Origin of the sequence: [Pseudomonas] carboxydohydrogena, assembly GCF_029030725.1 — a bacterium.
Classification (GTDB): Bacteria; Pseudomonadota; Alphaproteobacteria; order Rhizobiales; family Xanthobacteraceae; genus Afipia; species Afipia carboxydohydrogena.
This window is the reverse complement of the sequence record NZ_CP113162.1, coordinates 1,587,524-1,613,303: the sequence shown is the minus strand read 5'-3', so window position 1 is coordinate 1,613,303 and position 25,780 is coordinate 1,587,524. Positions and strand designations below refer to the sequence as shown.

The window sequence follows — 25,780 nt, the reverse complement described above, 5'->3', positions numbered from 1 at the left end:
TCAATCCGCCAGCATCGCGCCGACATCAGCCTCGGCGATCGTCACGCCATTCACCTTGGCGTCGCCGTGGAACCACCACATCGCACGTTTCCTGTTGATCAGCCGCAAGTGATACGAGATCACATCGCCCGGTCCCGCCGGCTTGCGGAATTTGCAGTTGTCGATGGTGAGGAAGTAGACCGCAGTCGGCCGCTCGGTCTCGGTCGATAGCATCCCGATGACGCCCGCGGTCTGCGCCATGCCCTCGATCATCAGCACGCCCGGGTAGATCGGCCGGTTCGGAAAATGGCCCAGAAAGCACGGCTCGCTCGCGGTGACGTTCTTGATGCCGATGCCGCTGAAATCCTCGCGGATGTCCACCACCCGGTCGATCAGGAGAAACGGATACCGGTGCGGCAGCGTCTTCATGATGGTGCCGATGTCCACCGACTCCAGACGGATTGGCGCCTGCGCTTCCATTATTTCTGCCCTTCTTCGTTCGCACCCGGCGATTTCGACTTGCCGCCGTTCAAACCTTCGCGGCCGAGCTTCTCGACCTCGAACAGTTCGCGGAAAAACTGCTTGATCGGTTTGGCGGGCGATCCGCCCCATTTCACATTCGCCGGTACTTCGCCGACGACGCTCGAGCGCGCCGCGAGCATCGAGCCCGCGCCGATGGTAGCATGATCGGAAACGCCGACACGCGCGCCCAGCACCGCGCCGTCGCCCAGTGTCGAGCTTCCCGCCACGCCACTCTGGCTGACGATGATGCAGCGCCGCCCGATGGTGACGTTATGGCCGATCTGCACCAGATTATCGATCTTGGTACCTTCGCCGATCACGGTGTCGCGCAGCGCGCCACGATCGACCGTGGTGCCCGCGCCGATCTCGACGTCATTCTGGATCAGAACACGCCCACGTTGGGGGACCTTCTTGTGCCCCGCCGGTCCGGAGACAAAACCGTAGCCGTCCTGTCCAATCCGGCAACCCGGATGGATGATAACGTCATTGCCGATGTAGCAATGCAGGATCGTCACGCCGGGACCGATGCTGCAATTCCGACCGATCTTGACGCCCGCGCCGATCACCGTGCCGGCCCCGATCACGGTGCCCGTTCCGATCTCGACATCGGGGCCGATCACGGCCAGAGGATCGACGATCACGCCATCCTCCAGCAATGCATCGGGATGCACCACGGCGGAGTCCGCAATCCCCTCATTGCCGAACGAGGATGCCGGCCGCAGCGTATCGGCATAAAGTACGCGGGCAACCTCGACGAAGGCCGCGTAAGGATTGGCGACGCGCAGCACGGTGATGTGTTCAGGCACGTCGGCTTGAAGGCCTGCGCTGACGAGACAGGCCCCCGCATGGGAGCGGTGCAGTTCGTCGCCGTATTTGCGCTTGTCAAAGAATGCGAGGTCTCTTGGCCCCGCCTGATCGAGCGTAGAGGTGCCGCTGACGGTCTGCCCGGCCCGCGACGGATCGGCCAATTGAGCTCCCGTCAGGGCGGCGATGTCGCCCAACGTCATGGGTTCCGGCTGCCTGAAAAAGCCCGGCTGCGTCATGCCTGCCGCCTCGCGGAATAGTGAGCCTGAAAACCCATAACGGAAGCAGTCCGGAACAAATCATCCATAAAATCAAGCGGCCGGAGGTGATCCGGCCGCTTCAATTTCGGTGAAAACGAGCTGTGTCTCAAGCCCGGATCAGAACGAAGTACCGCCACCGAACCGGAACTGCTGGACGCGGTCGCCGGTGACCTTGCTGATCGGCACGGCGTAGTCGAACCGCAGCGGGCCGAACGGCGAGGCCCAGATCAGGCCGACACCGACCGAGGAGCGGATTTTCATGGTATCGGTTCCGCCCAGATCGACGTTCTGTCCGAGATACGACTGGACGCCCTCATAGCCCCACAGCGAACCGGCATCCGCGAACACCGCACCCTTCAGGCCAGCCTCCTTCGGCAGGAACCAGAACGGCATCTGCAATTCGGCCGAAGCACCCCAGTACTTGGTACCGCCCAGCGCGTCATTCGTGGTGCCAAACGTCATGTCACGCGGTCCGATGCCCATCGGCGCGAAGCCGCGCACCAGATTCGGGCCCATCTGGAAGTTATCCAGCATGCGGACGTTGCCCCAGACGTTGCCGGCATTCGCTGCACCACCGCCGCTCCAACCGTTGAGGACACCACCCTGAACGTGGATCAGGCCGACGATGTCGGAGACGATCGGGGTGTAGAGCTTCACGTCGCCGGTCGACTTGATGTAGCGCACGTCACCGCCGAGGCCCGCGAAATCCTCGGACCATGTCGCGAGAATACCGGAGGTCGGGTTCTTGTTGTTGTCGAGGGTGTTGTAGGTCAGCGTCGCACCCGCCGCCGAGGTCAGGACACCACCGAATGCCAGACCAGCCTTGACGGGAACAGATGCCTCGCCGTCAACAAAGCAGTCTGGAATGGTATTGGGCGGAGTGATCTGGCCAAGCGGAATGCCATTATTACAGTTCTGGTACTGCGACGGCAGCGAGATTTCCTGCCGCGAAACCGAATACCGTATTTGCAACGACAGGTCTTCGCGCAACTGGAAGCCAAGGCGCGGGCTGAAACCGAACGTCTTGGATTTGTACGAGATGTAGCTGTTGGGCAGCTGCTCGCGCTGATAGAGGTCGAGACCCAGCGCGACGCGGTAGCCGAGCAGATACGGCTCGACGAACGAGAGCGTGTAGCCGCGCGCATACTGGCCGTACTGCACCGACGCCTTCGCGTACAGGCCGCGGCCCAGGAGGTTGCGTTCGGAGACGCTGACTTCCGCGAGCGCGCCGTCGGCGGTGGAGTAGCCGCCCGACACCGAGAAGTCGCCGGTCGATTTTTCTTCCACATCGACATTGACGATGACGCGATCCGGCGAGGAGCCCGGCTCCTGCGTGATCTTCACTTCCTTGAAGTAGTCGAGATTCTTCAGGCGGCGCTCGGCGCGGTCGATCAGCGCACGGTTGTAGGCGTCGCCCTCACCGATATCGAATTCACGGCGCAGCACGTAATCGCGCGTGCGCGTGTTGCCGCGGATGTTGATGCGCTCGATGTAGACGCGCGGGCCTTCCGTCACGTCGAACACGATCGAAACGGTGTGATTCTCGAAGTTACGGTCGCCGCGCGGCTTGACCTGCGCGAAGGCATAACCGCGGCGGGAGGTATCGACCGTCATGTCCTCGACCGATTTCTCGACCGCTTCGACGTTGTAGACGGAGCCGACGCTGACGCGCGACAGGGAACGCAGCGTATTCGCATCAAACGAGGGAATCGTGGAACTGTAGCTGATCGAAGCGACGCGGTACTTCTGACCTTCCTCGATCTTGAAGGTGACGATGAAGCCCTTCACCGAGGGATCGTATTCGGTCAGCGCCGCAACAACCTGGACGTCCGCATAACCGTTCTTGAGATAGAAGCGGCGAATCAGGTCGCGGTCGGCTTCCACGCGATCCGGGTCGTAAACGTCGCCAGAGGAGAGGAAGGACAGGAAATTGGATACGCGGGTCTTGATGATGTCGCGCAGGCGATAGCTCGAGAACGCGTGGTTGCCGATGAAGTTGATCGCCTGCACACCGGTCTTCTTGCCTTCCTGAATCACGAAGACCAGATCGACGCGGTTGTTCGGCTGCTCGATGTATTCGGGCGTCACCGTCACGTCATAACGGCCGGCGTGGCGATAAATCTCGATGATGCGCTGGGTGTCGGACTGCACCATGGCGCGCGACAGCGTGCCGCGCGGCTTGGACTGCACCTCGGCGTTGAGCTGCTCGTCCTTGATCTTCTTGTTGCCCTCGAACACAACGCGGCCGAGCACGGCGTTCTCGGAGACCACCACCACAAGGCGGCCACCGCGATGCTCGATTCGGACGTCGGAGAACAGGCCGGTGTTGATCAGAGCCTTGAGGCCATCATCGACCGCCGCGTTGTCGAGGCGGCCGCCCGGGCCCGGCTTGAAGTAGGAACGGATCGTATCGGCTTCGATACGGCGATTCCCCTCGACCCCAATGGAAGCAACCGTCTGGGCATAAGCCGCGGTCACGCTGAGACCGACGGCAGCCACTGTCGCAGCAGGCGCAGCAAATAGAACCAGGGCAGCAGCCAGGCCACCCCGTAGACCCCGCAATCCAACCATCATGCGCCAGGCGCCCTTATCATTCCAAAGCCGACCCTGAAAAAGAGCCGGGAGATTCCCCAAAACATTGCCCGCTTGTAGCCAATTTTAACGGCGGGGCAAACGTCCTTTAGCGTCCAAAACCCAAAATCCCACCAAGACGTTGCCTATCGGCCACGGAGGTAAAACCGTTATGATCCAGCGAGATGCAGGATGTCGTTGTAGGTGGCGAACACCATCAGCATCAGCACCAGAGCAAGACCCAGCCGGAAGCCCATTTCCTGCGACCTTTCGGACAGCGGACGCCCCCGGATTGCCTCCACCGCATAGAACAAAAGGTGACCGCCATCGAGCATCGGAACCGGAAACAGGTTCAAAAGGCCGATCGAGACCGACAGCACGGCCGTCAGATGGACCAGGGCGGCAAGGCCGATGGTCGCCACCTGCCCCGAAATCTGGGCGATTCGGATCGGGCCACCGAGCTGATCGGCGCTCGCGCGGCGGGTGAAGATGTCGCCGATGTAGAGGACCGTGCTTTTGACGACGAACCAGGTTTCCTTGACGCCAAGCCAGAGGCCCGTCGCCGGATCGACGCGCTCGATCGCATGTTCGCCCGGCGTCGAGGACCGGCTGATGCCGAGAATGCCGATCTTGTGGACGTTGTTGAAGCTGTCCTTCACCTCGCGCAGTTGCGGCGTCGCGGTGAGATTCTCGACGCGATCGCCACGCTTCACCGTGAAGTGCAGTTCCTCGCCCGCACGCGTGGAGACGATCCGCTGCATGTCCACGAAGGTTTCAATGGTCTGCCCGTCGATCGACGTGACGACGTCGCCCGGCTTGAAACCCGCTGCCGCGGCGGCACTGTTGGCCTGCACGGTATCGACCCGCGCGCTGGTGTTGGGCTTGCCATAGAATGTAAACAGGCCGCCGAAAATCACGATCGCCAGAATGAAATTCGCGATCGGCCCCGCAGCCACGATGGCAGCGCGACGCGCGACGCTCTTGTGATGGAAGCTGTCCTGCCGCTCCTTCTCCGACATCGCGGCAAGTACCTGCGGCGCAGGCGTCGAGGCCTCGCTCGCATCGCCGAAGAACTTCACGTAGCCGCCGAGCGGAATGGCGGAGAGTTTCCAGCGGGTGCCGGTGCGATCATTGAAACCGAACAGTTCGGGGCCAAAACCGAGGGAGAACGTGAGCACCCGTACCCCTGCCCAGCGTGCGACCAGGAAGTGGCCCAGCTCGTGGAAGAAAACGACGACCGTCAGGACAAACAGAAAAGGAATGAGATAGCCAATCAGACCATGGCTTAACGTATGGAAAATGTTGAAGAAAAAGTCCACGTCCGTCCCTCGCTGGCGAGCCGTACAGGCTTGCCTCCCCAATCGTCTAGGATGCCTTTAAGGCAATTTGAGGCAAGAGGCCTGCCGCGGTTTTTCGTGCGGTATGGTCAACGGCCAGAGCCTCGTCGGCGCTTTGCGGCGCCTTCGCCGTCCCCTTGGCCACCAATGCCTCAAGCGTCGCCTCGACCAGCCGGGCGATGCCGCCGAACGGGATCTTGCGATCGAGGAACGAGGCGACCGCGACCTCGTTGGCCGCGTTGAGCACGGTTGGTGCCGCGCCGCCGGTGCGCAGCGCCTCCTGCACCAGCCGCAAGGCCGGAAACCGGACCGGGTCCGGCGCTTCGAAAGTCAGTTGGCCCAAGGCGGCAAGATCGAGCCGCTGCGCCGGGCCGTCGATCCGGTGCGGCCAGCCGAGGCAATGCGCGATCGGCGTGCGCATGTCGGGCGCGCCCATCTGTGCCACCACCGAGCGGTCGGAAAATTCGACAAGGCCATGGATGATCGACTGCGGATGCACCAGCACGTCGATCTGGCCGGCCTCAAGCTCGAACAGATGAAACGCCTCGATGATCTCCAGCGCCTTGTTGAACATGGTCGCGGAATCGATGGTGATCTTCCGGCCCATGCTCCAGTTCGGATGCTTGAGCGCCTGCTCCACGGTCGCATTCTCGATCTGCTCGCGCGTCGCCGTACGAAACGGCCCGCCGGATGCGGTGAGAATGATGCGCACCAGATCCTCGCGCCTGCCCGCGCCGAGCGCCTGAAAGATCGCGTTGTGTTCGGAATCGACCGGCAGCACGGTCGCCTTGCTGGCGGCTGCGTGCTTCATGAAGGCTTCACCGGCGCAGACAAGGCATTCCTTGTTCGCCAGCGCGACGATCTCCCCGCGCCCGGCCGCTGCCATCGCGGGCTTGAGACCGGCCGCGCCGCTCATCGCCGCCATCACCCAGTTCGCGGGACGCAGCGCCGCCTCGACAAGCGCGCCCTCGCCCGCGCCCGCCTCGATGCCGGAGCCCGCGAGCGCATCCTTCAACTCGGCGTACTTCGCCTCGTCGGCAATCGCGGCAAAGCGCGCGTCAAGTTCGCGCGCGAGCTTCGCGAGTTCCGCGACATTGCTGTGTGCGGTCAGCGCCTCGACGCGATAGCGGTCCGGCACGCGGCGCACCAGATCGACGGTGCTCTGGCCGATCGAGCCGGTCGCACCGAGAATGGTGACGACACGATCGGCATGCAGCATCGGTTCGCTTTGACGTAAAGGCACAACACTCATCAGATCACCAAATCATGAAACCACGGCCGATGCCATCCGCACCGGCCCGCAAAAACCCGATCAAAGCCACGAAAACAATCGCGGCGACGAACCCGTCGAGCCGGTCCATCAGGCCGCCATGGCCTGGAATGATCTGGCTCGAATCCTTGACCCCGAAACGGCGTTTCACCGCCGACTCGAACAAATCGCCCAGTTGCGCCACCACCGACATCGCGAGCGCGAGAATAAGCAGCGGCACGAACCGCCCCCAGCCGAGCCAACTGACCACAAACGCGACCAGCGCACTGAGAACAAGCGCGCCGATCGAGCCCGCCCATGTCTTGTTCGGGCTGACGCGCGGCCAGAGTTTCGGACCGCCGATGGCGCGGCCCGCGAAATAACCGCCGATATCGCTCGCCCAGACGACGAACAGCGTGAACATCAGCGCGTAAAATCCCATCGCACCATCGAGCCGCACCATCGCCGAGGCGATAAGCGCCGCCGCAGCGTAGATGAATCCGGCCGTGGTCCAGCGCCGCTGCTCCGTCGCCATGAAGGCGATCATCGTGATGCCGAGAATGAACGCGGCCCACGCCACGCCGCCCCATCCGAACCAGAGCGCCAGGCCGATCAACTCGAGAGCAATGACACCGGCAGCGAAGGTGCGCGGGTTGCGCGCCGGATTGACGATCTCGTGCCATTCGTAAAACAGGCCGACCGCGATCGCGGTGACCAGCAGCACCCAGAGCCAGCCGCCCGCGAACACGAACATCAACGCGACCGGCGCCAGCAATGCGGCGGCGGCGATCCGCGCGATCAGGTTGCGCGATGCCTTCACGGGCAGCGTGGGCGCGGAAGAGTCCGGCATCGCGCCGTTCACGATCCTGTCTTTGCGATCAGGCCGCCGAAACGGCGCTCGCGGGTCGCATATTCGGCAATCGCTCCTTCCAGCGCAGCCTTGTCGAAATCCGGCCAATGAATCGGCACGAAAACAAGTTCGCTGTAGGCCGCCTGCCACATCAGAAAATTCGACAGCCGCTGCTCGCCGCTGGTGCGGATGATGAGATCCGGATCGGGGATATCGGGCGCATCGAGATAGCTGCCGAGCGTGTCGGCCGTGATCGTCGCCGGATCGCGCTTGCCTTCGGCGACTTCAATCGCGAGCCGCTGCGCGGCATGAGCGATTTCATGGCGCGAACCGTAGTTGAACGCCACCACCAGCGTCAGCCGCGTGTTGTGGCGCGTCAGATCCTCGGCTTCCTTCAGCAGCGCCTTGATGTCCGGCTCCAGCCCCTCGCGCTCTCCGATCACGCGCACGCAAACGCCGTCGCCGTGCAGGGAGGCAAGATCGTTGCGGATGAAGCGGCGCAAGAGGCCGAACAGATCGCCGATCTCGCTCGCGGGACGCGACCAGTTCTCCGAACTGAAGGAGAAAATCGTGAGATAGGAAATGCCGAGTTCATGCGCGGCGCGCAAAACCTTGCGCAGCGCCTCGACGCCGCGGCGGTGTCCTTCCGCGCGCGGCAGTCCACGCGCCGCCGCCCAGCGCCCGTTGCCGTCCATGATGATGGCGACATGCCGCGGCGATCCGGTGTTGTCCGGCTCCCCAGTCTGCGGCGTGTCGCCCTTCAGCATCGGCTTCTCTCAGACGGTGAGAATTTCTTTTTCCTTGGTGGCGAGCAACTTGTCGATGTCGGCAATGGCGGCATCGGTCACCTTCTGGATTTCGCCGGACGCCCGCTCCTGATCGTCCTCGGACATCTGGCGATCCTTCTCCAGCTTCTTGACGATGTCGAGGCCGTCGCGGCGAACGTGACGCACAGCGACCTTGGCAGCTTCCGCGTATTTATGAGCGACCTTCACGAGTTCCTTGCGGCGTTCCTCGTTCAATTCGGGAATCCGCAGCCGGATCACTTGTCCTTCGGTCGCGGGATTGAGGCCAAGGTTCGAATTGACAATTGCGGTCTCCACCGCCTTGACCATCGATTTGTCCCAGACCTGCACGGAGAGAAGGCGCGGTTCGGGGACACTGACGGTCGCGACCTGATTGAGCGGCATGTGGCTGCCATAGGCCTCCACCTGCACCGGCTCGACCATCGAGATCGCCGCACGCCCGGTCCGCAGGCCGCCGAGTTCATGCTTCAGCGAATCCTTGGCGCCGTCCATGCGGCGTTTCAGATCGTTGATGTCGAAACCGTTCGTCGTCATGAACTTCCGCTCCTTGTCAGCCGGCCACGATGGTGCCGTTGCCGGTGCCGTCCAGAATTGCGCCGATCGACCCGGATTCGGCGATTGAAAACACGATGATAGGCAATGAGTTCTCGCGGGCAAGCGCGAACGCCGTGGCGTCCATCACCTTGTAGCCGCCCTCGATGGCCTGGGAATGGGTCAGCCGCTCGAACCGCTTGGCGGTCTTGTCCACCTTCGGGTCGGCGCTGTAGACGCCGTCCACATTGGTAGCCTTCAGCACCGCCTGAGCGCCGATCTCGCTCGCGCGCAGCACGGCTGTGGTATCGGTGGTGAAGAACGGATTGCCGGTGCCGCCCGCGAACAGCACGATGCGGCCGTCCGCGAGATAACGCAGCGCCGCCTTGCGGGTGAACAGTTCGCACACCTGCGGCATCGCCAGCGCGCAGAGCGTGCGCGCGGATTGACCCTTGCGCTCCAGCGCCGATTCCAGCGCGAGGCAGTTCATGACGGTGGCGAGCATGCCCATAGTGTCGCCGGTCGGCCGCGACACGCCGCGCGAGGACACATCCACGCCACGGAAGATGTTGCCGCCGCCAACGACGACGGCAACCTGAATGCCGCGCTCCACCGCTGCGATGAGATCGGCCGCAACGCGGTCCAGTGTCGGTTGATCGATGCCGAAAGGCTGTGAACCGGCGAGATACTCGCCGGACAGTTTCACCACGACGCGACGATAGAGCGGCTCACCCATGACGCGTTGTTCCTTCCAGATCGGTTGAGCGGAAGTCTCCGCTCAGCCCTGTCCGGCAGCTGCGGCGACTTCGGCGGCGAAATCGGATTCTTCCTTCTCGATTCCCTCGCCGAGAGCATAGCGCACAAATCCGGCAACCTTGATAGGCGCGCCGACCTTGCCTTCGGCTTCCTTCACGGCCTGCGCGACGCTCTTGCCGCTGTCGTGAATGAAGGCCTGCTCCAGCAAGGTGACTTCCTTGTAGTAGGTCTTCAGGCCCGATTCGACGATCTTCGCGATCATCGCGTCCGGCTTGCCCTGCTGGCGGTACTTGTCGGCCATGACGTCCTTCTCGCGGGCGACAACCTGCGGGTCGAGACCGGCGGCGTCCAGCGCCTGCGGATTGGCGGCGGCGACATGCATCGCGAGCTGGCGGCCCAGGGCTGCCAGTTCGTCGGCCTTGCCGGTCGATTCGAGCGCGACGATCACGCCCATCTTGCCGAGACCATCGGTGACGGCGTTATGCACGTAGCTGGCGACCACGCCATTGCCGACCGAGAGCGTGGCGGCGCGGCGCAGCGTCATGTTCTCGCCGATGGTGGCGATGGCGTCGTTGATCGCGGCTTCCACCGTGACGGCGCCGACCTTGGCGGCCTTGATCTTTTCGACATCGGAGCCTGCGTCGAGCGCGACCTGGCCGATCATCTTGACGAGGCCCTGGAACTGCTCGTTGCGGGCCACGAAATCGGTTTCCGAGTTGACCTCGACGACAACGCCCTTGGTGCCGGAGACGATCGCGCCGATCAGACCCTCGGCGGCGACACGCCCGGCCTTCTTCGCGGCCTTCGACAGGCCCTTCTTGCGCAGCCAGTCCACCGCCGCGTCGATATCGCCATTGGTTTCGTTGAGCGCCTGCTTGCAATCCATCATGCCCGCGCCGGTCTTTTCGCGCAGATCCTTGACCATCGCTGCTGAGATCGTTGCCATTGTCCAATACCCTCTCGCCTGTAGTTCGCGGCTGCGGTGCCGCATGCCATCGTCTTACAGGGCGTTTCTTGCCTGAAAATGATGCGGCCGGCAGAGCCGGCCGCGAAGTGATCTTGAATTATTCCGCGTCGGCGGTCAGCGCCTTCGACTGGGCAACCCAGCCATCGGCACGAGCCGGAAGACCGACTTCCTCGCCGATCTTGTGCGCGGTGTCGTGGTCGAGTTCGGCGATCTGCCAGTAGTGGAAAACGCCGAGATCGTTGAGCTTCTTCTCGATCGCGCCGGACACGCCCGACAGCTTCTTGAGGTCGTCGGCAACGCCGCGCGGACCGGCGAGGCCCTGGAAACCGTCAGTCTTCGGAGCCGCCGCAGCGTCTTCCTTCGGCGGGTTGACCATGGCGCCGAGATCGACGCCGGCATCGCCCTGACCGCGCGAAATGCCGTCGATGGCCGCACGCGCGATGAGGTCGCAATACAGCGCGATGGCGCGGCCCGCGTCGTCGTTACCCGGAACGACGTAGGTGATGCCCTTCGGGTCGCAATTGGTATCGACAATCGCCGCGACCGGGATGTTGAGGCGCTGGGCCTCCTGGATCGCGATGTCTTCCTTGTTGGTGTCGATCACGAAGATCAGGTCGGGCAGACCGCCCATGTCCTTGATGCCGCCGAGCGAGCGGTCGAGCTTGTCGCGCTCGCGCTGAAGCGTGAGGCGCTCTTTCTTGGTGTACTGGTTGCCTTCGGCCGAGCCCAGCATGTCGTCGAGCTGGCGCAGGCGCTTGATCGAGCCAGACACCGTCTTCCAGTTGGTCAGCGTGCCGCCGAGCCAGCGGGAGTTGACGAAATACTGCGCCGAACGCTTCGCGGCTTCCGCGACGCCATCCTGCGCCGAACGCTTGGTGCCGACGAACAGGATACGGCCGCCCTTGGCGACAGTGTCGCTCACCGCCTGTAGCGCGCGATGCAGCAACGGAACGGTCTGGGCGAGGTCGATGATGTGGATGTTGTTGCGGGCACCGAAGATGTAATCCGCCATCTTCGGATTCCATCGGTGAGACTGGTGACCAAAGTGAACGCCAGCTTCCAAGAGCTGACGCATCGAGAAATCGGGAAGCGCCATTGTATGTATTCTCCGGTTGGTTCCTCCGGAAACGTGTGAGCAATGAGCCTCGGATCGTGCCTTCAATAGGCACTTTCGTGCGGCCCGGTTGCCACCGGACGGCCTGTGACAGCCATGTTTCCGTGTGAGATGGCGCGGCTTATACCCACGAAGGGGGCATAAAGCAAGGATTTGGGGGCATTATTTGCTCCCCGCCCGCCCCGAAAAGAAGGCCGGCGGGATGCCCGCCGGCCTGGTCTTTTTCAGCATTTCGGTGCGTTCGGCGGGCACCGCTTGGCCGGGGCCGCCCGTGGTGGCGGGGCCGCTCTTGGAGGTGCAGCCATGCGCGGCGGCGGCGCGGGCCGCGCCATCGGGGCCGGACGCGGGGGTGCCGCAGGCCGGGCCATCGGCGGCGGCCGCTGCGGAGCCATCCGGGGTGGCGGCGCCATGCGCGGTTGTGGGGCTGCCTGACGGGGCGGAGGCGCCATCCGGGGCTGCATTTGCGGGCGCATCTGGGGCGCGGGCCGTGACGGCATCGGCCGCTGGGCCTGCGGCGCGGGCCGCATCGCGGACGGCGGCGGTGCCGGCCGGGCCGATGGCGGCCTCATCGCATCCGGCCCCGGCCTGCTCATACCCGGACGGTTCATGCCCGGACGACTCGCGTCCGGCCGGTTGAGGCCGGGCCTGTTCGCATCGGGTCCGCGCTGGCCGGGAGCCGGTCCCATCCGCCCCGGTCCGCCCGCACCCGGACCACCGGCATTCGGAGCACCAGCATTGGGAGCGGCAACATTCGGAGCACCCGGGCCACCCGGACGCGCGCCGGGCTGGCCCAGTTGACCGGGCTGTTGCGGCCCGCGCATCGCGGGCGCATTCGGGACATTGCCACGACCCGGCACGGGCAGCGCATTGCGGCCCGGCATCGCAGGCGGCGTCATGGTGCGTGCACCCGGAGCGCCCGGCGGCGTGGCTACGCCGGGGCCGAACTTGCGCGGTCCCGGAAGCGGCGCGCGGCGATCGACGTTGCCGAGATTGGCGCGCGGATTGATGAGCGAGCTCGCCGGACGCTGCGCCTTGCCTTCCGAAATGAGCGTGGCGCGCCTCTGCACCGCGCCGGGCAGCACCGGCCCGGCATTGAACGGATGCTGGACCATCGGTCCCTTCCCGCCCGGCGGAATCATCGGGCCTCCCGGCCGATTGAACCCTCCCGGCCCGCGCCGGTTGATCTGGCTGTCGATCACCGCGCGGTTGTGGATGTTGGCGAACAGGAAGTCGTGCTGCGGCGGACGCACGTAGATCGGCGGACGCACGAAGATCGGGATCGGCACGAACACCGGCTGCGGCAGGACATACAGATCGTCCGAATAATACGGCGCCGGCAGGTCGATGAAATCATCCGGCGGCGGCGGCAGATAGTAAACCGGCGGCGGCGGCGGCGGCGCGAAATCGAAATCCGGATCGGAGAACATCAGCACCGGACGATCGACATAGACGATCTCGTCCGGCGGCGGCGGCGGCACGTCGTAATCGATCATCGCGAACGATTGCGGCGGCTCCAGCGCGGCGGACAGAATCGAAAGGCGGCGGCGCGCGTCGGCGGCGTGCGGGCCATGCGGGTAGCGGCGCAGATACGACCAGTAGGCATCCGGCGTGTCGGTACGATAGGTGCGCCGCCATGTGATCGCCTCGCGCCGCGCGGCCACGATGACGCGTACGCGCTTGGCCATCGGATCGCCGCCATAGGCGCCGAGGAAATCCTCATAGCCTTGCAGCGTGTCGCGCTCGAGCGCCGCGGCATAGGCATCCTGCGCGCCCATGTCCCTGATCGGCTTGTTGCGCGCGGCCTGCGCCTGTTCGGGCGAGGCCTGTGGCGGCGCGTCGGGCGCGCGGTCGAAGAACACGAACGGTGCGTCCACCTTTTGCACGTCCCATGGCACCTGCGCGCCCTTGGTGGTTTCGTTGACGCGCAGCCGCACGCGATCGAACAATTCCGGCAGCGGCAGGCCGCCCGCGCGGATCATCTCGGCCAGCGCCTGCGCGTAGGCGCCATAAGCGCCCTGCTCCTCCGGCGCGACCGTGCCCGGCGCTGCGTTGAACGCGATCAGCATCTTCGGCTCGGGATCGACCAGCGCAAGACCGCTCGCAATCTGCGCGTTCCCGTCAATGAAAGGCTGCTGGCGCGCGATATCGAGCACGACGACGCCCGCCTTCAGCGGCAACGCCGCCAACTGGCGCATGTAGTCGTTGAGGCGCAGACCCTCGGTCGGAATGTCGGTGTCGCGCTCGATCTTGGAATCGACCGGGACGAAATAGTTCTCGCCCGCGAGTTGCAGGCCGTAGCCCGAGAGATAGACCATCGCCACCGTATCGGGTCCGGAGGCTTCGGCCTTCTGGATGAAATCGCGGAAGCTGCCGCGCAGCGTGTCGCCGTCGAGATCGCGCGCGCCGATCACATCGAATCCGGCGGCCTGCAAGGTCTGCGCGACGAGACCTGCGTCATTCGCGGCGGTCGCGAGCGGCGCCTTGGCATAGGAGCCGTTGCCGATCACCAGCGCGATGCGCTTTTCCTGAGGCTGTTGCGACGGCTGCTGTTGCGCCTGACCGGATACCGGAAGCACCGCTCCGGCGAGCAAAGCGACAGCAGCAACAAATCCCACGAGACGAAACGCCATGACAGCCTCCGATGCGATACTTCGCGATCATGGCACATTCGGCACGGGCGTGTCTGAATATTGTTTGAACGCCGCCCCGGCGGGAATTTGAATGATATTAAAATCAGGCAATCTTCCAGGCCGCGCGGATTACAGCGTCTGCACATCCACCACGCCGGAGATCGCCTTCAGCGCGCCCGCGATCTGCGGCGACACCTTGAAGCGGCCGGGCAGCTTCATGTCCACCTCGGTTTCGAGGTCGAGCATCATCACCACCGTGACTTCGCCCGCGCTGCCCGAGCGTGCGGCTGCCCCCTGCGCATGATCCTCCAGACGGCGGCGGATCGATTCGACCGGCTTGTCGTCGCGCACGAATATCTTGAGCGCCATCGGCGTTTTCGCGGCTGCCTGATCGAGCAGTTCGACATTGTTGATGCGGGCGCGTACGTCCTCGCCCTGCAATTCGGCGGCAAGCTGCAACAGCACCACGAGCCCCGGTTCCAGCATGTCGCGGAACTGGCCGAGCGCCTCGGAAAACAGCACCGCCTCGAAATGTCCGGTCGGATCGGACAGGCCGATGATGCCCATCTTGTTGCCGGTCTTGGTACGGCGCTCCATGCGCGACACCACGGTGGCGGCAACCTTTCCCGCCGTGCGCCCGTTCTTCACCGCGCTGGAGAACTCCGCCCACGACTGCACGCTGAGACGCTGCAACACGACCTTGTAATCGTCGAGCGGATGGCCGGACAGGAAGAATCCGACCGCGCCGTATTCGCGTTGCAGCCGTTCGGCGGGCAACCACGGCTCGACATTCGGCAGGATCAGCGTCGGCGCACCGCTCTGTCCGCCGAACATATCGCTCTGCCCGAGCGTCACCGCGTCATTCGCGCGCTGGCAGGCAGCGAGGATCGCGTCGGCGCCCGCAAACACCGCCGCGCGGTTCGGGTTGAATTCGTCGAACACACCAGCGGCGGCAAGGCTTTCCAGCACGCGCTTGTTGATCGCGCGCGGCGGAACGCGCGCGGCGAAATCCGCGAGCGAGGTGAACGGCCCGCCGTTCTTGCGCGCCTCCACGATCATCTCGACAGCCTGCGAACCCACGCCCTTCAGCGCCGCGAGCGAGTAGAAGATGGTGTTGCCGCCGACGGTGAAGGTGCCCTCCGAGCGATTGATCGACGGCGGCTCCACCTTGATGCCGAGCCGCTGCGCCTCGGCGCGGAATTCGGACAGCTTGTCGGTGTTGCCGGTGTCGAGCGTCATCGACGCGGCGATGAACTCCACCGGATAATGCGCTTTCATGTAAGCGGTCTGGTACGACACCAGCGCGTAGGCGGCGGCATGGCTCTTGTTGAAGCCGTAGTCGGCGAATTTCGCCAGCAGCTCGAAAATCTGGTCGGCCTGCCCCTTGCTGATGCTGTGTTCGACCGAACCGGAGACGAAGCGCACGCGCTGCTTTTCCATCTCGGCGCGAATCTTCTTGCCCATCGCGCGGCGCAGGAGGTCGGCTTCGCCGAGCGAGTAGCCCGCCATCACCTGCGCGATCTGCATCACCTGTTCCTGATAGATGATGACGCCGAACGTCTCCTTCAAAATCGGCTCCAGCACCGGATGCAGATATTCCGGCTCCTCGTCGCCGTGCTTGCGCGCACAATAGGTCGGGATGTTCGCCATCGGGCCGGGACGATAGAGCGCGACCAGCGCGATGATGTCCTCGAAACGGTCGGGCCGCATATCGACCAGCGCGCGGCGCATGCCCTGACTTTCAACCTGGAACACGCCGACCACGTCGCCGCGCGTCAGCATCTCGTAGGTCGGCTTGTCGTCGAGCGGCAGGTGCGCAAGATCGACATGGATGTCGCGCTGCTTCAAAAGTTTCACCGCGACGTCGAGTACCGTCAGCGTCTTGAGGCCGAGGAAGTCGAACTTCACGAGGCCCGCAGGCTCGACCCATTTCATATTGAACTGGGTCACCGGCATGTCGGATTTCGGATCGCGGTACATCGGCACAAGTTCGGACAGCGGCCGGTCGCCGATCACGATGCCCGCCGCGTGGGTCGAGGCGTGACGCGTCAGGCCCTCGAGGCGCATGGCGATGTCGAACGCGCGCGCCACCACCGGGTCCTCGTCGCGGAAGGCTTGCAGCTTGGGCTCGCCCGCGATGGCGGCTGCGAGGGTCACGGGCGCGGCGGGATTCTGCGGCACCAGCTTGGTGAGCTTGTCGACCTGCCCATATGGCATCTGCAACACGCGGCCGACGTCGCGCAGCACGCCGCGCGCCTGCAAGGTGCCGAAGGTGATGATCTGGCCGACCTGATCGCGGCCATAGCGCTCCTGCACGTAATGGATCACCTCGCCGCGGCGATCCTGACAGAAGTCGATGTCGAAGTCCGGCATCGACACGCGCTCGGGGTTGAGGAAGCGTTCGAACAGCAGGCCGAAACGCAGCGGATCGAGATCGGTGATGGTCAGCGCATAGGCCACCAGCGAGCCCGCGCCGGAGCCGCGCCCCGGCCCGACCGGAATGCCCTGCGCCTTCGCCCACTTGATGAAGTCGGACACGATCAGGAAGTACCCCGGATATTTCATCCGCCTGATGACATCGAGTTCGAAGGCGAGGCGCGTGCGATAGTCCTCCTCGGTCTGCCCCTCCGCCATCCCGTGCTTTTCGATCCGGTGCGCCAGCCCCTCCTCGGCCTGCCGCTGCAACTCGGCCGCCTCGGCGGCGGACGGGTCTTCGTGATGCTCACTGACGGTAAAGTGCGGCAGGATCGGCTTGCGTGTTTTCGGGCGGAACGCGCAACGCCGCGCGATCTCGACCGTGGACGCCAGCGCCTCGGGCAGATCGGCGAACAGCACGGCCATCTCGGCGCGAGTCTTGAAGCGGTGGTCCGGCGTGAGATGCGCGCGCTCGGTTTCCGCGATCAGCCGCCCGCCCGCGATGCACAGCAGCGCATCGTGGGATTCGTAATCGTCGGCGGTGGCGAAATACGGCTCGTTGGTCGCGACCAGCGGCAGGCCCTTGCCGTAGGCGATATCGATCAACGCGCTCTCGATGCGCCGCTCGGTGTCGAGCCCATGGCGTTGCAGTTCGAGATAGAGGCGGTCGCCGAACAGGCCCGCCAGCGCCTCCACCCGTTGCAACGCCAGTTCCGGCTGCTCGGCGAGAAGCGCTTGCGACACCGGACCCTCCGGCCCGCCTGTCAGCGCGATCAGGCCGCTGGTGTCGTCCTTAAGCCAGTCTGCCTTGACGTGCGGGATCTGCTGCGCGGGCATGTCGAGGAAGGCACGCGAGTTGAGCCGCATCAGGCTACGGTAACCCTCCTCGTTCGCGGCCAGCATCACGATGCGCGCCGGGCCGAGCGCCTGCGCGTTGCGCGCGTTCGGATCGACGTCGCCGAAATCAATGGCGAGCGCGCAGCCGACGATCGGCTGAATCCCTGAGCTCGCAAGTTTCTCGGAGAATTCCAGCGCGCCGAACATGTTGTCGCGGTCGGTCAGCGCCAGTGCCGGCTGATGGTCCGCCTTCGCAAGCTCGGCGAGCTTGGGAATCTTCATCGCCCCCTGCAACAGCGAATACGCCGAGTGGACATGAAGATGGATAAATCCGGGGGACGCCATCCGGGCAGACTTTCATGGGCTGGGAATTTGTAAGCTGCGTGAAAGCGACTCACTGGCTCAACGGTGCCGCCCGCACTTCCCCCTGTCCATGCGGAACAGCACCTTGAGCGGCACTATCATCCCTTTCCCCAGCCTGCGGCCCGATACCCTTTGCCAAGCCATTTACAGTTGCGGAATGAGGTGCGCCCATACCGCGACGGTCCCGACAAACAGCACCAGCGAAGTCAAAGCAGCGGCTTCTTCAAAGAACATCTTCAGCATGATCGTCTCCTTGATCCCGGAAAGCCCCGGAAAACTTGGTTGGAACATACCAAGAACAATGTTCTATATCTGTTCTTTCGTCAAGCCACACTGAAACGTGTGCGAATAAACAGCCTTAACGAAGGTTTTATGGGAAAGACCGAACCCGGAGCGAACCACTGGCGTCGAAGTGTATTGACCACGGAACCGGACCCGTTCACGAACAGCCGCGTGGGACGCGAATGTTGGAATCGGACCACCAGACGATTCAGGAGAGATCGATGCGCAAATTGCTTTTCGCAGCCCTCGCGCTCAGCGCGTACGCCAGCCTCGACATCACCCCGGCGGCCGCGCAGGAATACCCCTACTGCATCCGGGGCCGCGATTACACCGGCTACGGTGAGTGCAACTATCCGAGCTACGCCGCCTGCGCCGCAGCGGCATCCGGCCGCTTCGCCTATTGCGACATCAACCCGTTCTACAATCGCGGCACGCCTGACGCGCCGCGCCGGGGCCGCCGCGTCTATCGCGAAACCTATTGAGGCAGCGCAAACAGACGCTGGAGATATCCGTCATGAACACCATGACCACACGTCGATTAGTGCTGACTTTCTCCGCGCTCGGTCTTTCCCTGTTGATGGGTGCGGCGGTTCCGTCGCCCGCGCAGGCGCTCATCGAATATCCCTACTGCATGAAGGTCTACACGCGCGCGCCGTACGAGGATTGCAGCTATTCGACGCTGGCTCAGTGTCAGATGAGCGCATCGGGCCGCTCGGCGATGTGCTACCGCGATCCGTTCTATGCGGGCCGCCCCGGCAGCCCCTATGTGATCAAACAGCCGCGCGTGCCTTATTCGCCGTTCGGCAACATTGATCCCGATTACGATCCCTATCGCGTGACTCAGGCACCGGGACCGCATCGCGCCATCCGTCACAAGCATAAGCGCAAGCATCACGCGCGCTAGGGCGCTGGATCAATCCAGTTCCACCACCTGCCCGTCCGCGAGCGAGACGCGGCGGTCCATCTGATTGGCCAACTGCATGTTGTGGGTCGCGATCAGCATCGCGACCTGCGTGGCCTTCACCAGTTGCATCAGCGCGTTGAAGACATGATCGGCGGTGTGCGGGTCGAGATTGCCGGTCGGCTCGTCCGCGAACAGAACACGCGGCGCATTGGCCACCGCACGCGCGATTGCGACGCGCTGCTGCTCGCCGCCGGACAATTCGGCAGGGCGATGCGTGATGCGGTCGCCGAGGCCGAGATAGGCCAAAATCTCCTTGGCGCGCTGCACGGTCTCCTTGCGCGGCAGGCCACGGATCATCTGCGGCATCATCACGTTTTCCAGCGCCGAGAATTCCGGCAGCAGGCGATGCGACTGGTAGACGAAGCCGATATCGGTGCGGCGGATCTGGGTGCGGTCACCGTCCGACAACGTCGAGGTCGGCGCGCCGTTGACGTAGACCTCGCCGGAATCCGGCTGCTCCAGAAGCCCCGCGATATGCAGCAGCGTCGATTTGCCGGTACCCGATGGCGCCACCAGCGCCACCGACTGCCCCGCCCATAGCGCCAGCTTGGCGCCGTTGAGAATGGTCAGCGTGGTTTCGCCCTGCCGGTACTGGCGATGGATGTCGTGGAGGAACACCACCGGCGCGTCGTTGTCTCCGTCTTGCATCGGCGCGCTCACTCGTATCTCAGGGCTTCAATGGGATCGAGCCGCGCCGCGCGCCACGACGGGTACAGCGTCGCCAGGAACGATAGCGTCAGCGCCATGATGACGACCGCCGCCGTCTCGCCGACGCTGATCTCGGCCGGCAGCTTCGACAGGAAGTACAGTTCCGGCGAGAACAGCTCGGTATTGGTCAGCCACGAGATGAACTGGCGGATATTCTCGATGTTGAGACAAATGATGACGCCGAGCAGGAAGCCGACCAGCGTGCCGACCACGCCGATGGCGGCACCCGTGATCAGGAAGATGCGCATGATCGAGCCTTGCGTCGCGCCCATGGTGCGCAGGATCGCGATATCGCTGCCCTTGTCCTTCACCAGCATGATCAGGCCGGAAATGATGTTGAGCGAAGCGACCAGCACGATCAGCGTCAGGATCAGGAACATGACGTTACGCTCGACCTGTAGCGCATTGAAAAAGGTCGAGTTGCGCTGCCGCCAGTCCACCATGAAGATCGGCCGCTGCGCCGCCTCCGTCACCGCCTTGCGGTATTCATCCACCTTGTCGGGATTGTCGGTGTAGATCTCGATGGCGGTGACATCGTTGGGGCGGTTGAAATAGGCCTGCGCTTCCTTCAGCGGCATGAACACGAAGGAGGAATCGTATTCCGACATGCCGATCTCGAACACAGCCGCGACCTTGTAGGGCTTGATGCGCGGCGTCGTGCCCATCGGCGTCACCGCGCCGCGCGGCGCGACCAGCGTCACGGTATCGCCCGCATGCAGCGACAACGAATCGGCGAGACGGCGACCAATGGCGACGCCCTGCCCGTCGTCGAAGCCTTCCAGCGTACCCTGCTTGATGTTCCTGGAAATCGAGGTGAGCTTTTCGAGGTCGGCGGCGCGGATGCCGCGCACCAGCACGCCGGAGGCGTTGAATGGCGACGATGCCAGCGCCTGCCCTTCCACAATCGGCGCTGCGAGGCGGATGCCCTGCACGCCATTGATGCGGTCGGCGACTTCCTTCCAGTCGGTCAGCGGCGATTCCAGCGGCTGCACCAGCAGATGGCCGTTGAGGCCGAGGATCTTGTCGAGCAGTTCTTTCCGGAAGCCGTTCATCACCGCCATCACGATGATCAGCGTGGCGACGCCCAGCATGATGCCAAGGAACGAGAAACCCGCGATGACCGAGATGAATCCTTCCTTGCGTCGCGCCCGCAGGTAGCGGGCCGAGATCAGCCACTCGAAAGGAGCAAAGGGGGCAGTCCGAACCGGCTCACTCATCAAATCTGTCCATCGCCCCGAATTCCATGCGAATCAGGCGAATTGTAGTCGAGGCTCACGTCCGCGCCGCCCCCGCAGCGCAATGATTCACCGTTCAATCGCACCTTCGCCGGCAATGCGACCTTAAATATCGGTCATGTCAGTGCGCGGGCTTCCATTTTGTCTGGAAATGGCGGGACGCCTCGTCGACGCTCATCATCTCACGGCTGCCGTCGGCGCGCTTCTTGATCTCGACCTTGCCCTCGGCGAGGCCCTTCGGTCCGACCAGAATCTGCCACGGAATGCCGATCAGGTCGGCGGTGGCGAACTTGCCGCCCGGCCGCTGGTCGGTGTCGTCGTAGAGCACGTCCACGCCCGCCGCCGACAATTCCTTGTAGAGCTTCTCGCAGGCGGCGTCGGTGTCGGCCGCGCCCTGCTTGAGGTTGAGCACGGCGACGCGGAAGGGCGCCACTTCCTCCGGCCACTGGATGCCGTTCTCGTCGTGGCAGGCTTCGATGATCGCACCGACGAGGCGCGACACGCCGATGCCATAGGAGCCGCCATGGATCGGCTTTTCCGTTCCATCCGAGCCGACCACCAGCGCCTTCATCGAATCCGAATATTTGGTGCCGAAATAGAAAATCTGACCGACCTCGATGCCGCGGGTGTTCACCCGCTTCTCGGCAGGCACTTCCTTTTCGTAGCGGGCCTCGTCGTGAACGTCTTCGGTCGCGGCGTAAAGTTCGGTCCACTGTTTGATGACCGGCGTGAGGTCGCCGTCGTAATCCACATCCGCGCCCGGCACCGGCAGATCGAGCACATCCTTGTTGCAGAACACGCCGGACTCGCCGGTCTCGGCCAGTACGATGAACTCGTGGGAGAGATCTCCGCCGATCGGCCCGGTTTCGGCGCGCATCGGGATCGCCTTCAGCCCCATACGGGCGAAAGTGCGCAAGTATGCGACGAACATCCTGTTGTAGGACAGCCGTGCCGCCGCCTCGTCGATGTCGAACGAATAGGCATCCTTCATCAGGAATTCGCGGCCGCGCATCACGCCGAAACGCGGACGCTGCTCGTCGCGGAATTTCCACTGGATGTGATAGAGGTTCAGCGGCAGGCTGCGATACGACTTCACGTAGGCGCGGAAGATCTCCGTGATCATCTCCTCGTTGGTCGGCCCGTAGAGAAGCTCGCGCTTGTGGCGATCGGCAATGCGCAGCATCTCCGGGCCGTAGGCGTCATAGCGGCCGCTCTCGCGCCACAGGTCGGCCAGTTGCAGCGTCGGCATCAGAAGCTCGATGGCGCCCGCGCGGTCCTGCTCCTCGCGCACGATCCGCTCGATATTCTTCAGCACCCGGAAGCCGAGCGGCAGCCAGGCATAGATGCCCGCCGCCTCCTGCCTCATCATGCCCGCGCGCAGCATCAGCCGGTGCGAGACGATTTCCGCCTCTTTCGGTGTTTCCTTGAGGATGGGGAGAAAAAAGCGCGTCAGCCGCATGGGATGCTCAGGAATCGTGGGACCGGGATGCCGCCACTGAAACCGGATTGGCGGACAAAAGACAAGGGTTTTACCGGCACAGGCAGCCTGTTTCGGCAGGTCGTCTCTAAGCCCTGTGAGCATCATGGTGGACTTTGCCACTTTGCCAGCACCGGCTCCTTGCGTTCGAACAGCCTGCCCTTTCTTTCCAATCAGGTGACACTGTGTTAAAGACCCGCACGGGATTGAGGGGATGACCACACTTCGCAAAATTCGCTTGGGGCGGTGGGCCGTGATAATCGCGGCTTATGCGTTGTTGCTCAATACAACGCTCACGACCTCGCTTTATGCCTCGCTCTCTCCCAGCAGTCTCGATCCTGCTCACTATCTCTGTCTGAACATCACGCCCGCCGCCGACGGTCCGGCTGATCACGATACGTCGCACAAGCGGCTCATTTCCTGCCCGCTGTGTCTTTCCTTCAACGCGTTCAGTTTCATCGCTCCCGGCGAACCTGTTCTCCCGACGGTTCAGCAGGCGGCGAAAATCGTCCGTGTAGCCCCCACTGAAACGCAATGCGTCGGCAGCACTCCGCTCCGGGCATGGGCCAGAGGGCCTCCCTCCTTCGTTTGATGACGCGTACTGCGCGCCGTTGATGTCCGCTGTTCAAGCGGCGGCATTCCGCGCGCCCATGATCGCCCTTCTGCGATGCGTCCGCATCCGCGGAACGATTCAACGTGAGGCCCTGTGGCCTCGTCATCGAACATCGAGATCAAAATGTCTTCTTGCACCGGCTTTTGCCGAACAATCCTCATCGCCTCAACGGCGCTCTCACCTGTGGCACTTCTGACAAGCATCATCCCGAACCCCGCATCGGCGCAAACCGCCACCGAGATTCCGCCGATCATCGTCAGTCCTGCCCGGCATCGCGCAAAGCCGAGGCACCATGCGAACTCGTCTCGCTCGAGATCGACTCGGGTGCAGTCTGCACCCGAAACTCGGCAGCCTGTTCCTGTCAGCGAACAATTGCCCCCTCCGCCGCCGACCGCTTCCATCTCCGGGCAGCAGGCGCTCTCGGCAGCACTGCGAACCAGTGACTCCGCCTCGCTTGTCACAGACCTGCCCGGCGGAGCGGTCTGGGGTGCTGGCGGCATATCGAGCCTGCCTGCGTTCAACGGTTTCGGCGCGGATCGCAACCAGGTCACGGTCAACGGCATGCTGATCAGTCCGGCATGTCCGAACCAGATGAATCCGCCGCTCTCCTTCGTCAATCCGTCGATGATCGCCGGAGCGAAAGCCTATATCGGCGTAGCGCCCGTCAGCGTCGGTGGCGACTATGTCGGCACCAGGCTCGATGTGACCACGGCACCGCCAGCCTTTACGTCAGGACCTGACTTCGTCACCAGCATCCTGATGTCAGGCTTCTATCGCAGCAACGGCAACATCTACGGCGTCGATGTCAACGCGACCATGGCCAACCGCGACACCAGTATCACCTACACCGGCGGATGGGCGCGCGCGAGCGACTACAAGGACGGCAACGGCCGCAAGATCGGCTCGACCCTATACGAGGTGCAGAACCACGCCCTGAGCATCTCGAAGCAGACGCCGGGCAACCTCTTTACCTTCGAGGTGGGCGGCCAGTTCATCCCGTATCAGGGCTTCGTCAACCAGTACATGGACATGACCTTCAATCGGGGGCTTTACGCGAACGGCCGCTATGAAGGCGTATTCGACTGGGGCAAGTTCGAGGCACGCGCCTACTACCACGACATCCGCCACACCATGGGGTTCATTCCGCCTGACAAGGTCAGCGATATGCCTATGGACACGCGCGGTCAGGATACGGGCTACGCATTGAAGGCAACGATCGTGGCCTCACCCCATGACCTTTTCCGCGTCGGCAACGAATTCCACTACAACCATCTCGACGATTGGTGGGATCCGGTCGCGGGGACGGCTCCTATGATGGGACCCGATAAGTTCATCAACATCAATAACGGCCGGCGCGGACGTCTCGGCACGTTTCTCGAATGGGAACGCCACTGGAGCCGGGAATGGACCACCGTGCTCGGCGTTCGCAACGACATGGTGTGGATGAACACCGGTAACGTACAAGGCTACAGCAACGATCCAATGGTGAGTTACGGTATGGATGCGGCGGCCTTCAACGCGCGCGACCGTGCACGAACCGATGCCAATTTCGACGGCTCTGCCCTGTTGCGTTACGAGCCGAACGAAACCAGCAATTTCGAACTTGGCTTCGCGCGCAAGACCCGCTCGCCCAATCTGTATGAGCGATACGCATGGTCAACCGAAAGCATGGCCATGAGTATGATCGGCTGGTTCGGCGACGGCAACGGCTATGTCGGCAACCTCGATCTCAAACCGGAGAAGGCCCACACCGTGACCTTCACGGCAGGTTGGCACGACCCGACCAAGAAACTGTGGGGCCTCGAGATCACGCCCTACTACTCTTACGTGCAGGACTATATCGACGTGGACCGCTGCTTCTCTCCCATGGCGATGGGCATAGGCATGGGCCCGGTCTGCGACGCGGCGAACGTGAACGCCAAAACGGGATTCGTGAACTTGCAGTTCGCCAATCACGATGCGCGGCTTTACGGCGTCAATCTCTCAGGCCACGTCGCGGTGTGGGACAATCCCGCTTACGGGCGCGGTGTCTTGCGCGGCAATTTGAACTATGTACGTGGCGAGCGGACCGACGGCATCAATCTGTATCGCATGATGCCGTTGAATGGAAAGCTGGCGCTCGATCACACGCTCGGGCACTGGACCAACAGCATCGAAGTGCAACTGGTCGGCGGCAAGACCGAGGTCAGCCAGGTGCACAACGAGTTGACGACCCCGGCCTACGCGCTGCTCAACCTGCGCACGGGCTATCAGTGGCGCAACGTAAGGCTGGATTTCGGGATCGATAACGTTCTGAACCAGCAATACTACCTGCCGCTTGGCGGCGCGGATTTGGTCGACTTCCGCTCCGTCTCGATGATGGGATCGTCTCCGATGTACGGATACAACGTTGCAGGGCCCGGCCGCTCCTACAACACGCGGCTCTCGGTCAAGTTCTGAACCAAACGTCAGACAATAAAAAACGCCGGCCCCCAAGGCCGGCGTTTTGATTCAGACAAGATCGTGTTCGC

General features: G+C 63.5%; 20 protein-coding genes. 4 read left to right on the top strand and 16 right to left on the bottom strand.

The features are described 5' to 3' along the window. From fabZ to dnaE, 13 genes are all read right to left on the bottom strand, one after another. Complete coding sequence (fabZ, locus tag AFIC_RS07975; protein WP_275248581.1) at window positions 1–459, bottom strand: 3-hydroxyacyl-ACP dehydratase FabZ; 459 nt, start codon at window positions 457–459, stop codon at window positions 1–3. After that, complete coding sequence (gene lpxD / locus AFIC_RS07970; protein WP_275248580.1) at window positions 459–1,544, bottom strand: UDP-3-O-(3-hydroxymyristoyl)glucosamine N-acyltransferase; 1,086 nt, start codon at window positions 1,542–1,544, stop codon at window positions 459–461. Before lpxD ends, fabZ begins: the two co-directional genes overlap by 1 nt. Window positions 1,545–1,682: 138 nt before the next feature. After that, on the bottom strand, window positions 1,683–4,139 hold the full coding sequence (gene bamA, locus AFIC_RS07965) for an outer membrane protein assembly factor BamA (RefSeq protein ID WP_275248579.1): 2,457 nt from the start codon (window positions 4,137–4,139) through the stop codon (window positions 1,683–1,685). A gap of 167 nt (window positions 4,140–4,306) precedes the next feature. Beyond that, window positions 4,307–5,455 carry an RIP metalloprotease RseP gene (gene rseP / locus AFIC_RS07960; RefSeq protein WP_275248578.1) on the bottom strand — a complete coding sequence of 383 codons (1,149 nt, stop codon included), beginning with the start codon at window positions 5,453–5,455 and terminating at the stop codon, window positions 4,307–4,309. Between the two features lie 46 nt (window positions 5,456–5,501). After that, entirely contained in the window at window positions 5,502–6,725 is a 1,224-nt protein-coding gene (dxr, locus tag AFIC_RS07955) for a 1-deoxy-D-xylulose-5-phosphate reductoisomerase (protein WP_275248577.1), read from the bottom strand. A 4-nt stretch (window positions 6,726–6,729) separates the two neighbouring features. After that, window positions 6,730–7,572 (bottom strand): phosphatidate cytidylyltransferase, encoded by an 843-nt coding sequence (locus AFIC_RS07950; RefSeq protein WP_275248576.1) that lies wholly within the window; start codon window positions 7,570–7,572, stop codon window positions 6,730–6,732. Between the two features lie 8 nt (window positions 7,573–7,580). After that, entirely contained in the window at window positions 7,581–8,339 is a 759-nt protein-coding gene (locus AFIC_RS07945) for an isoprenyl transferase (protein ID WP_275248575.1), read from the bottom strand. Window positions 8,340–8,348: 9 nt separating this feature from the next. Then, window positions 8,349–8,912 carry a ribosome recycling factor gene (gene frr / locus AFIC_RS07940; protein ID WP_009340753.1) on the bottom strand — a complete coding sequence of 188 codons (564 nt, stop codon included), beginning with the start codon at window positions 8,910–8,912 and terminating at the stop codon, window positions 8,349–8,351. 16 nt (window positions 8,913–8,928) lie between these two features. Next, window positions 8,929–9,645: a UMP kinase gene (pyrH, locus tag AFIC_RS07935; RefSeq protein WP_275248574.1), complete on the bottom strand. Its 717-nt coding sequence runs from the start codon at window positions 9,643–9,645 to the stop codon at window positions 8,929–8,931. A gap of 42 nt (window positions 9,646–9,687) precedes the next feature. Then, the gene (gene tsf / locus AFIC_RS07930) at window positions 9,688–10,611 is read right to left on the bottom strand and encodes a translation elongation factor Ts (protein WP_275248573.1); all 924 of its coding nucleotides are present in this window, start codon (window positions 10,609–10,611) and stop codon (window positions 9,688–9,690) included. Between the two features lie 118 nt (window positions 10,612–10,729). After that, the gene (locus tag AFIC_RS07925; protein WP_275248572.1) at window positions 10,730–11,728 is read right to left on the bottom strand and encodes a 30S ribosomal protein S2; all 999 of its coding nucleotides are present in this window, start codon (window positions 11,726–11,728) and stop codon (window positions 10,730–10,732) included. A gap of 242 nt (window positions 11,729–11,970) precedes the next feature. Beyond that, a complete protein-coding gene (locus tag AFIC_RS07920) occupies window positions 11,971–14,376 on the bottom strand; it encodes a caspase family protein (RefSeq protein WP_275248571.1) in 2,406 nt (801 codons plus the stop codon). Window positions 14,377–14,505: 129 nt separating this feature from the next. After that, the gene (dnaE, locus tag AFIC_RS07915) at window positions 14,506–17,973 is read right to left on the bottom strand and encodes a DNA polymerase III subunit alpha (RefSeq protein ID WP_275248570.1); all 3,468 of its coding nucleotides are present in this window, start codon (window positions 17,971–17,973) and stop codon (window positions 14,506–14,508) included. A 521-nt stretch (window positions 17,974–18,494) separates the two neighbouring features. On the opposite strand from dnaE, the gene AFIC_RS07910 reads away from it, so the two are divergent. Beyond that, entirely contained in the window at window positions 18,495–18,755 is a 261-nt protein-coding gene (locus AFIC_RS07910) for a DUF3551 domain-containing protein (protein ID WP_275248569.1), read from the top strand. 32 nt (window positions 18,756–18,787) lie between these two features. Further along, window positions 18,788–19,177, top strand: coding sequence for a DUF3551 domain-containing protein (locus AFIC_RS07905; protein ID WP_275248568.1), 390 nt, complete (start codon window positions 18,788–18,790; stop codon window positions 19,175–19,177). Window positions 19,178–19,186: 9 nt separating this feature from the next. On the opposite strand, the gene AFIC_RS07900 is transcribed toward AFIC_RS07905, so the two are convergent. From AFIC_RS07900 to proS, 3 genes are all read right to left on the bottom strand, one after another. Then, the gene (locus AFIC_RS07900) at window positions 19,187–19,885 is read right to left on the bottom strand and encodes an ABC transporter ATP-binding protein (RefSeq protein ID WP_275248567.1); all 699 of its coding nucleotides are present in this window, start codon (window positions 19,883–19,885) and stop codon (window positions 19,187–19,189) included. Between the two features lie 8 nt (window positions 19,886–19,893). Next, window positions 19,894–21,162 (bottom strand): lipoprotein-releasing ABC transporter permease subunit, encoded by a 1,269-nt coding sequence (locus AFIC_RS07895; protein WP_275248566.1) that lies wholly within the window; start codon window positions 21,160–21,162, stop codon window positions 19,894–19,896. Window positions 21,163–21,301: 139 nt separating this feature from the next. Further along, window positions 21,302–22,639, bottom strand: a complete 1,338-nt coding sequence (gene proS, locus AFIC_RS07890; protein WP_275248565.1) for a proline--tRNA ligase — start codon at window positions 22,637–22,639, stop codon at window positions 21,302–21,304. Between the two features lie 232 nt (window positions 22,640–22,871). Between proS and AFIC_RS07885 the strand changes: the two genes are divergently transcribed. Next, window positions 22,872–23,249: a hypothetical protein gene (locus tag AFIC_RS07885; RefSeq protein WP_275248564.1), complete on the top strand. Its 378-nt coding sequence runs from the start codon at window positions 22,872–22,874 to the stop codon at window positions 23,247–23,249. Window positions 23,250–23,393: 144 nt separating this feature from the next. Next, the gene (locus AFIC_RS07880; RefSeq protein ID WP_275248563.1) at window positions 23,394–25,709 is read left to right on the top strand and encodes a TonB-dependent receptor; all 2,316 of its coding nucleotides are present in this window, start codon (window positions 23,394–23,396) and stop codon (window positions 25,707–25,709) included. The last annotated feature ends 71 nt before the right edge of the window (window positions 25,710–25,780 follow it).

Coding starts and splice junctions, on each gene's coding strand:
- fabZ (WP_275248581.1), bottom strand. CDS start 459: ATGGAAGCGCAGGCGCCAATCCGTCTGGAGTCGGTGGACATCGGCACC.
- lpxD (WP_275248580.1), bottom strand. CDS start 1,544: ATGACGCAGCCGGGCTTTTTCAGGCAGCCGGAACCCATGACGTTGGGC.
- bamA (WP_275248579.1), bottom strand. CDS start 4,139: ATGATGGTTGGATTGCGGGGTCTACGGGGTGGCCTGGCTGCTGCCCTG.
- dxr (WP_275248577.1), bottom strand. CDS start 6,725: ATGAGTGTTGTGCCTTTACGTCAAAGCGAACCGATGCTGCATGCCGAT.
- AFIC_RS07950 (WP_275248576.1), bottom strand. CDS start 7,572: ATGCCGGACTCTTCCGCGCCCACGCTGCCCGTGAAGGCATCGCGCAAC.
- AFIC_RS07945 (WP_275248575.1), bottom strand. CDS start 8,339: ATGCTGAAGGGCGACACGCCGCAGACTGGGGAGCCGGACAACACCGGA.
- frr (WP_009340753.1), bottom strand. CDS start 8,912: ATGACGACGAACGGTTTCGACATCAACGATCTGAAACGCCGCATGGAC.
- pyrH (WP_275248574.1), bottom strand. CDS start 9,645: ATGGGTGAGCCGCTCTATCGTCGCGTCGTGGTGAAACTGTCCGGCGAG.
- tsf (WP_275248573.1), bottom strand. CDS start 10,611: ATGGCAACGATCTCAGCAGCGATGGTCAAGGATCTGCGCGAAAAGACC.
- AFIC_RS07925 (WP_275248572.1), bottom strand. CDS start 11,728: ATGGCGCTTCCCGATTTCTCGATGCGTCAGCTCTTGGAAGCTGGCGTT.
- AFIC_RS07920 (WP_275248571.1), bottom strand. CDS start 14,376: ATGGCGTTTCGTCTCGTGGGATTTGTTGCTGCTGTCGCTTTGCTCGCC.
- dnaE (WP_275248570.1), bottom strand. CDS start 17,973: ATGGCGTCCCCCGGATTTATCCATCTTCATGTCCACTCGGCGTATTCG.
- AFIC_RS07910 (WP_275248569.1), top strand. CDS start 18,495: ATGCGCAAATTGCTTTTCGCAGCCCTCGCGCTCAGCGCGTACGCCAGC.
- AFIC_RS07905 (WP_275248568.1), top strand. CDS start 18,788: ATGAACACCATGACCACACGTCGATTAGTGCTGACTTTCTCCGCGCTC.
- AFIC_RS07900 (WP_275248567.1), bottom strand. CDS start 19,885: ATGCAAGACGGAGACAACGACGCGCCGGTGGTGTTCCTCCACGACATC.
- AFIC_RS07895 (WP_275248566.1), bottom strand. CDS start 21,162: ATGAGTGAGCCGGTTCGGACTGCCCCCTTTGCTCCTTTCGAGTGGCTG.
- proS (WP_275248565.1), bottom strand. CDS start 22,639: ATGCGGCTGACGCGCTTTTTTCTCCCCATCCTCAAGGAAACACCGAAA.
- AFIC_RS07885 (WP_275248564.1), top strand. CDS start 22,872: ATGACCACACTTCGCAAAATTCGCTTGGGGCGGTGGGCCGTGATAATC.
- AFIC_RS07880 (WP_275248563.1), top strand. CDS start 23,394: ATGTCTTCTTGCACCGGCTTTTGCCGAACAATCCTCATCGCCTCAACG.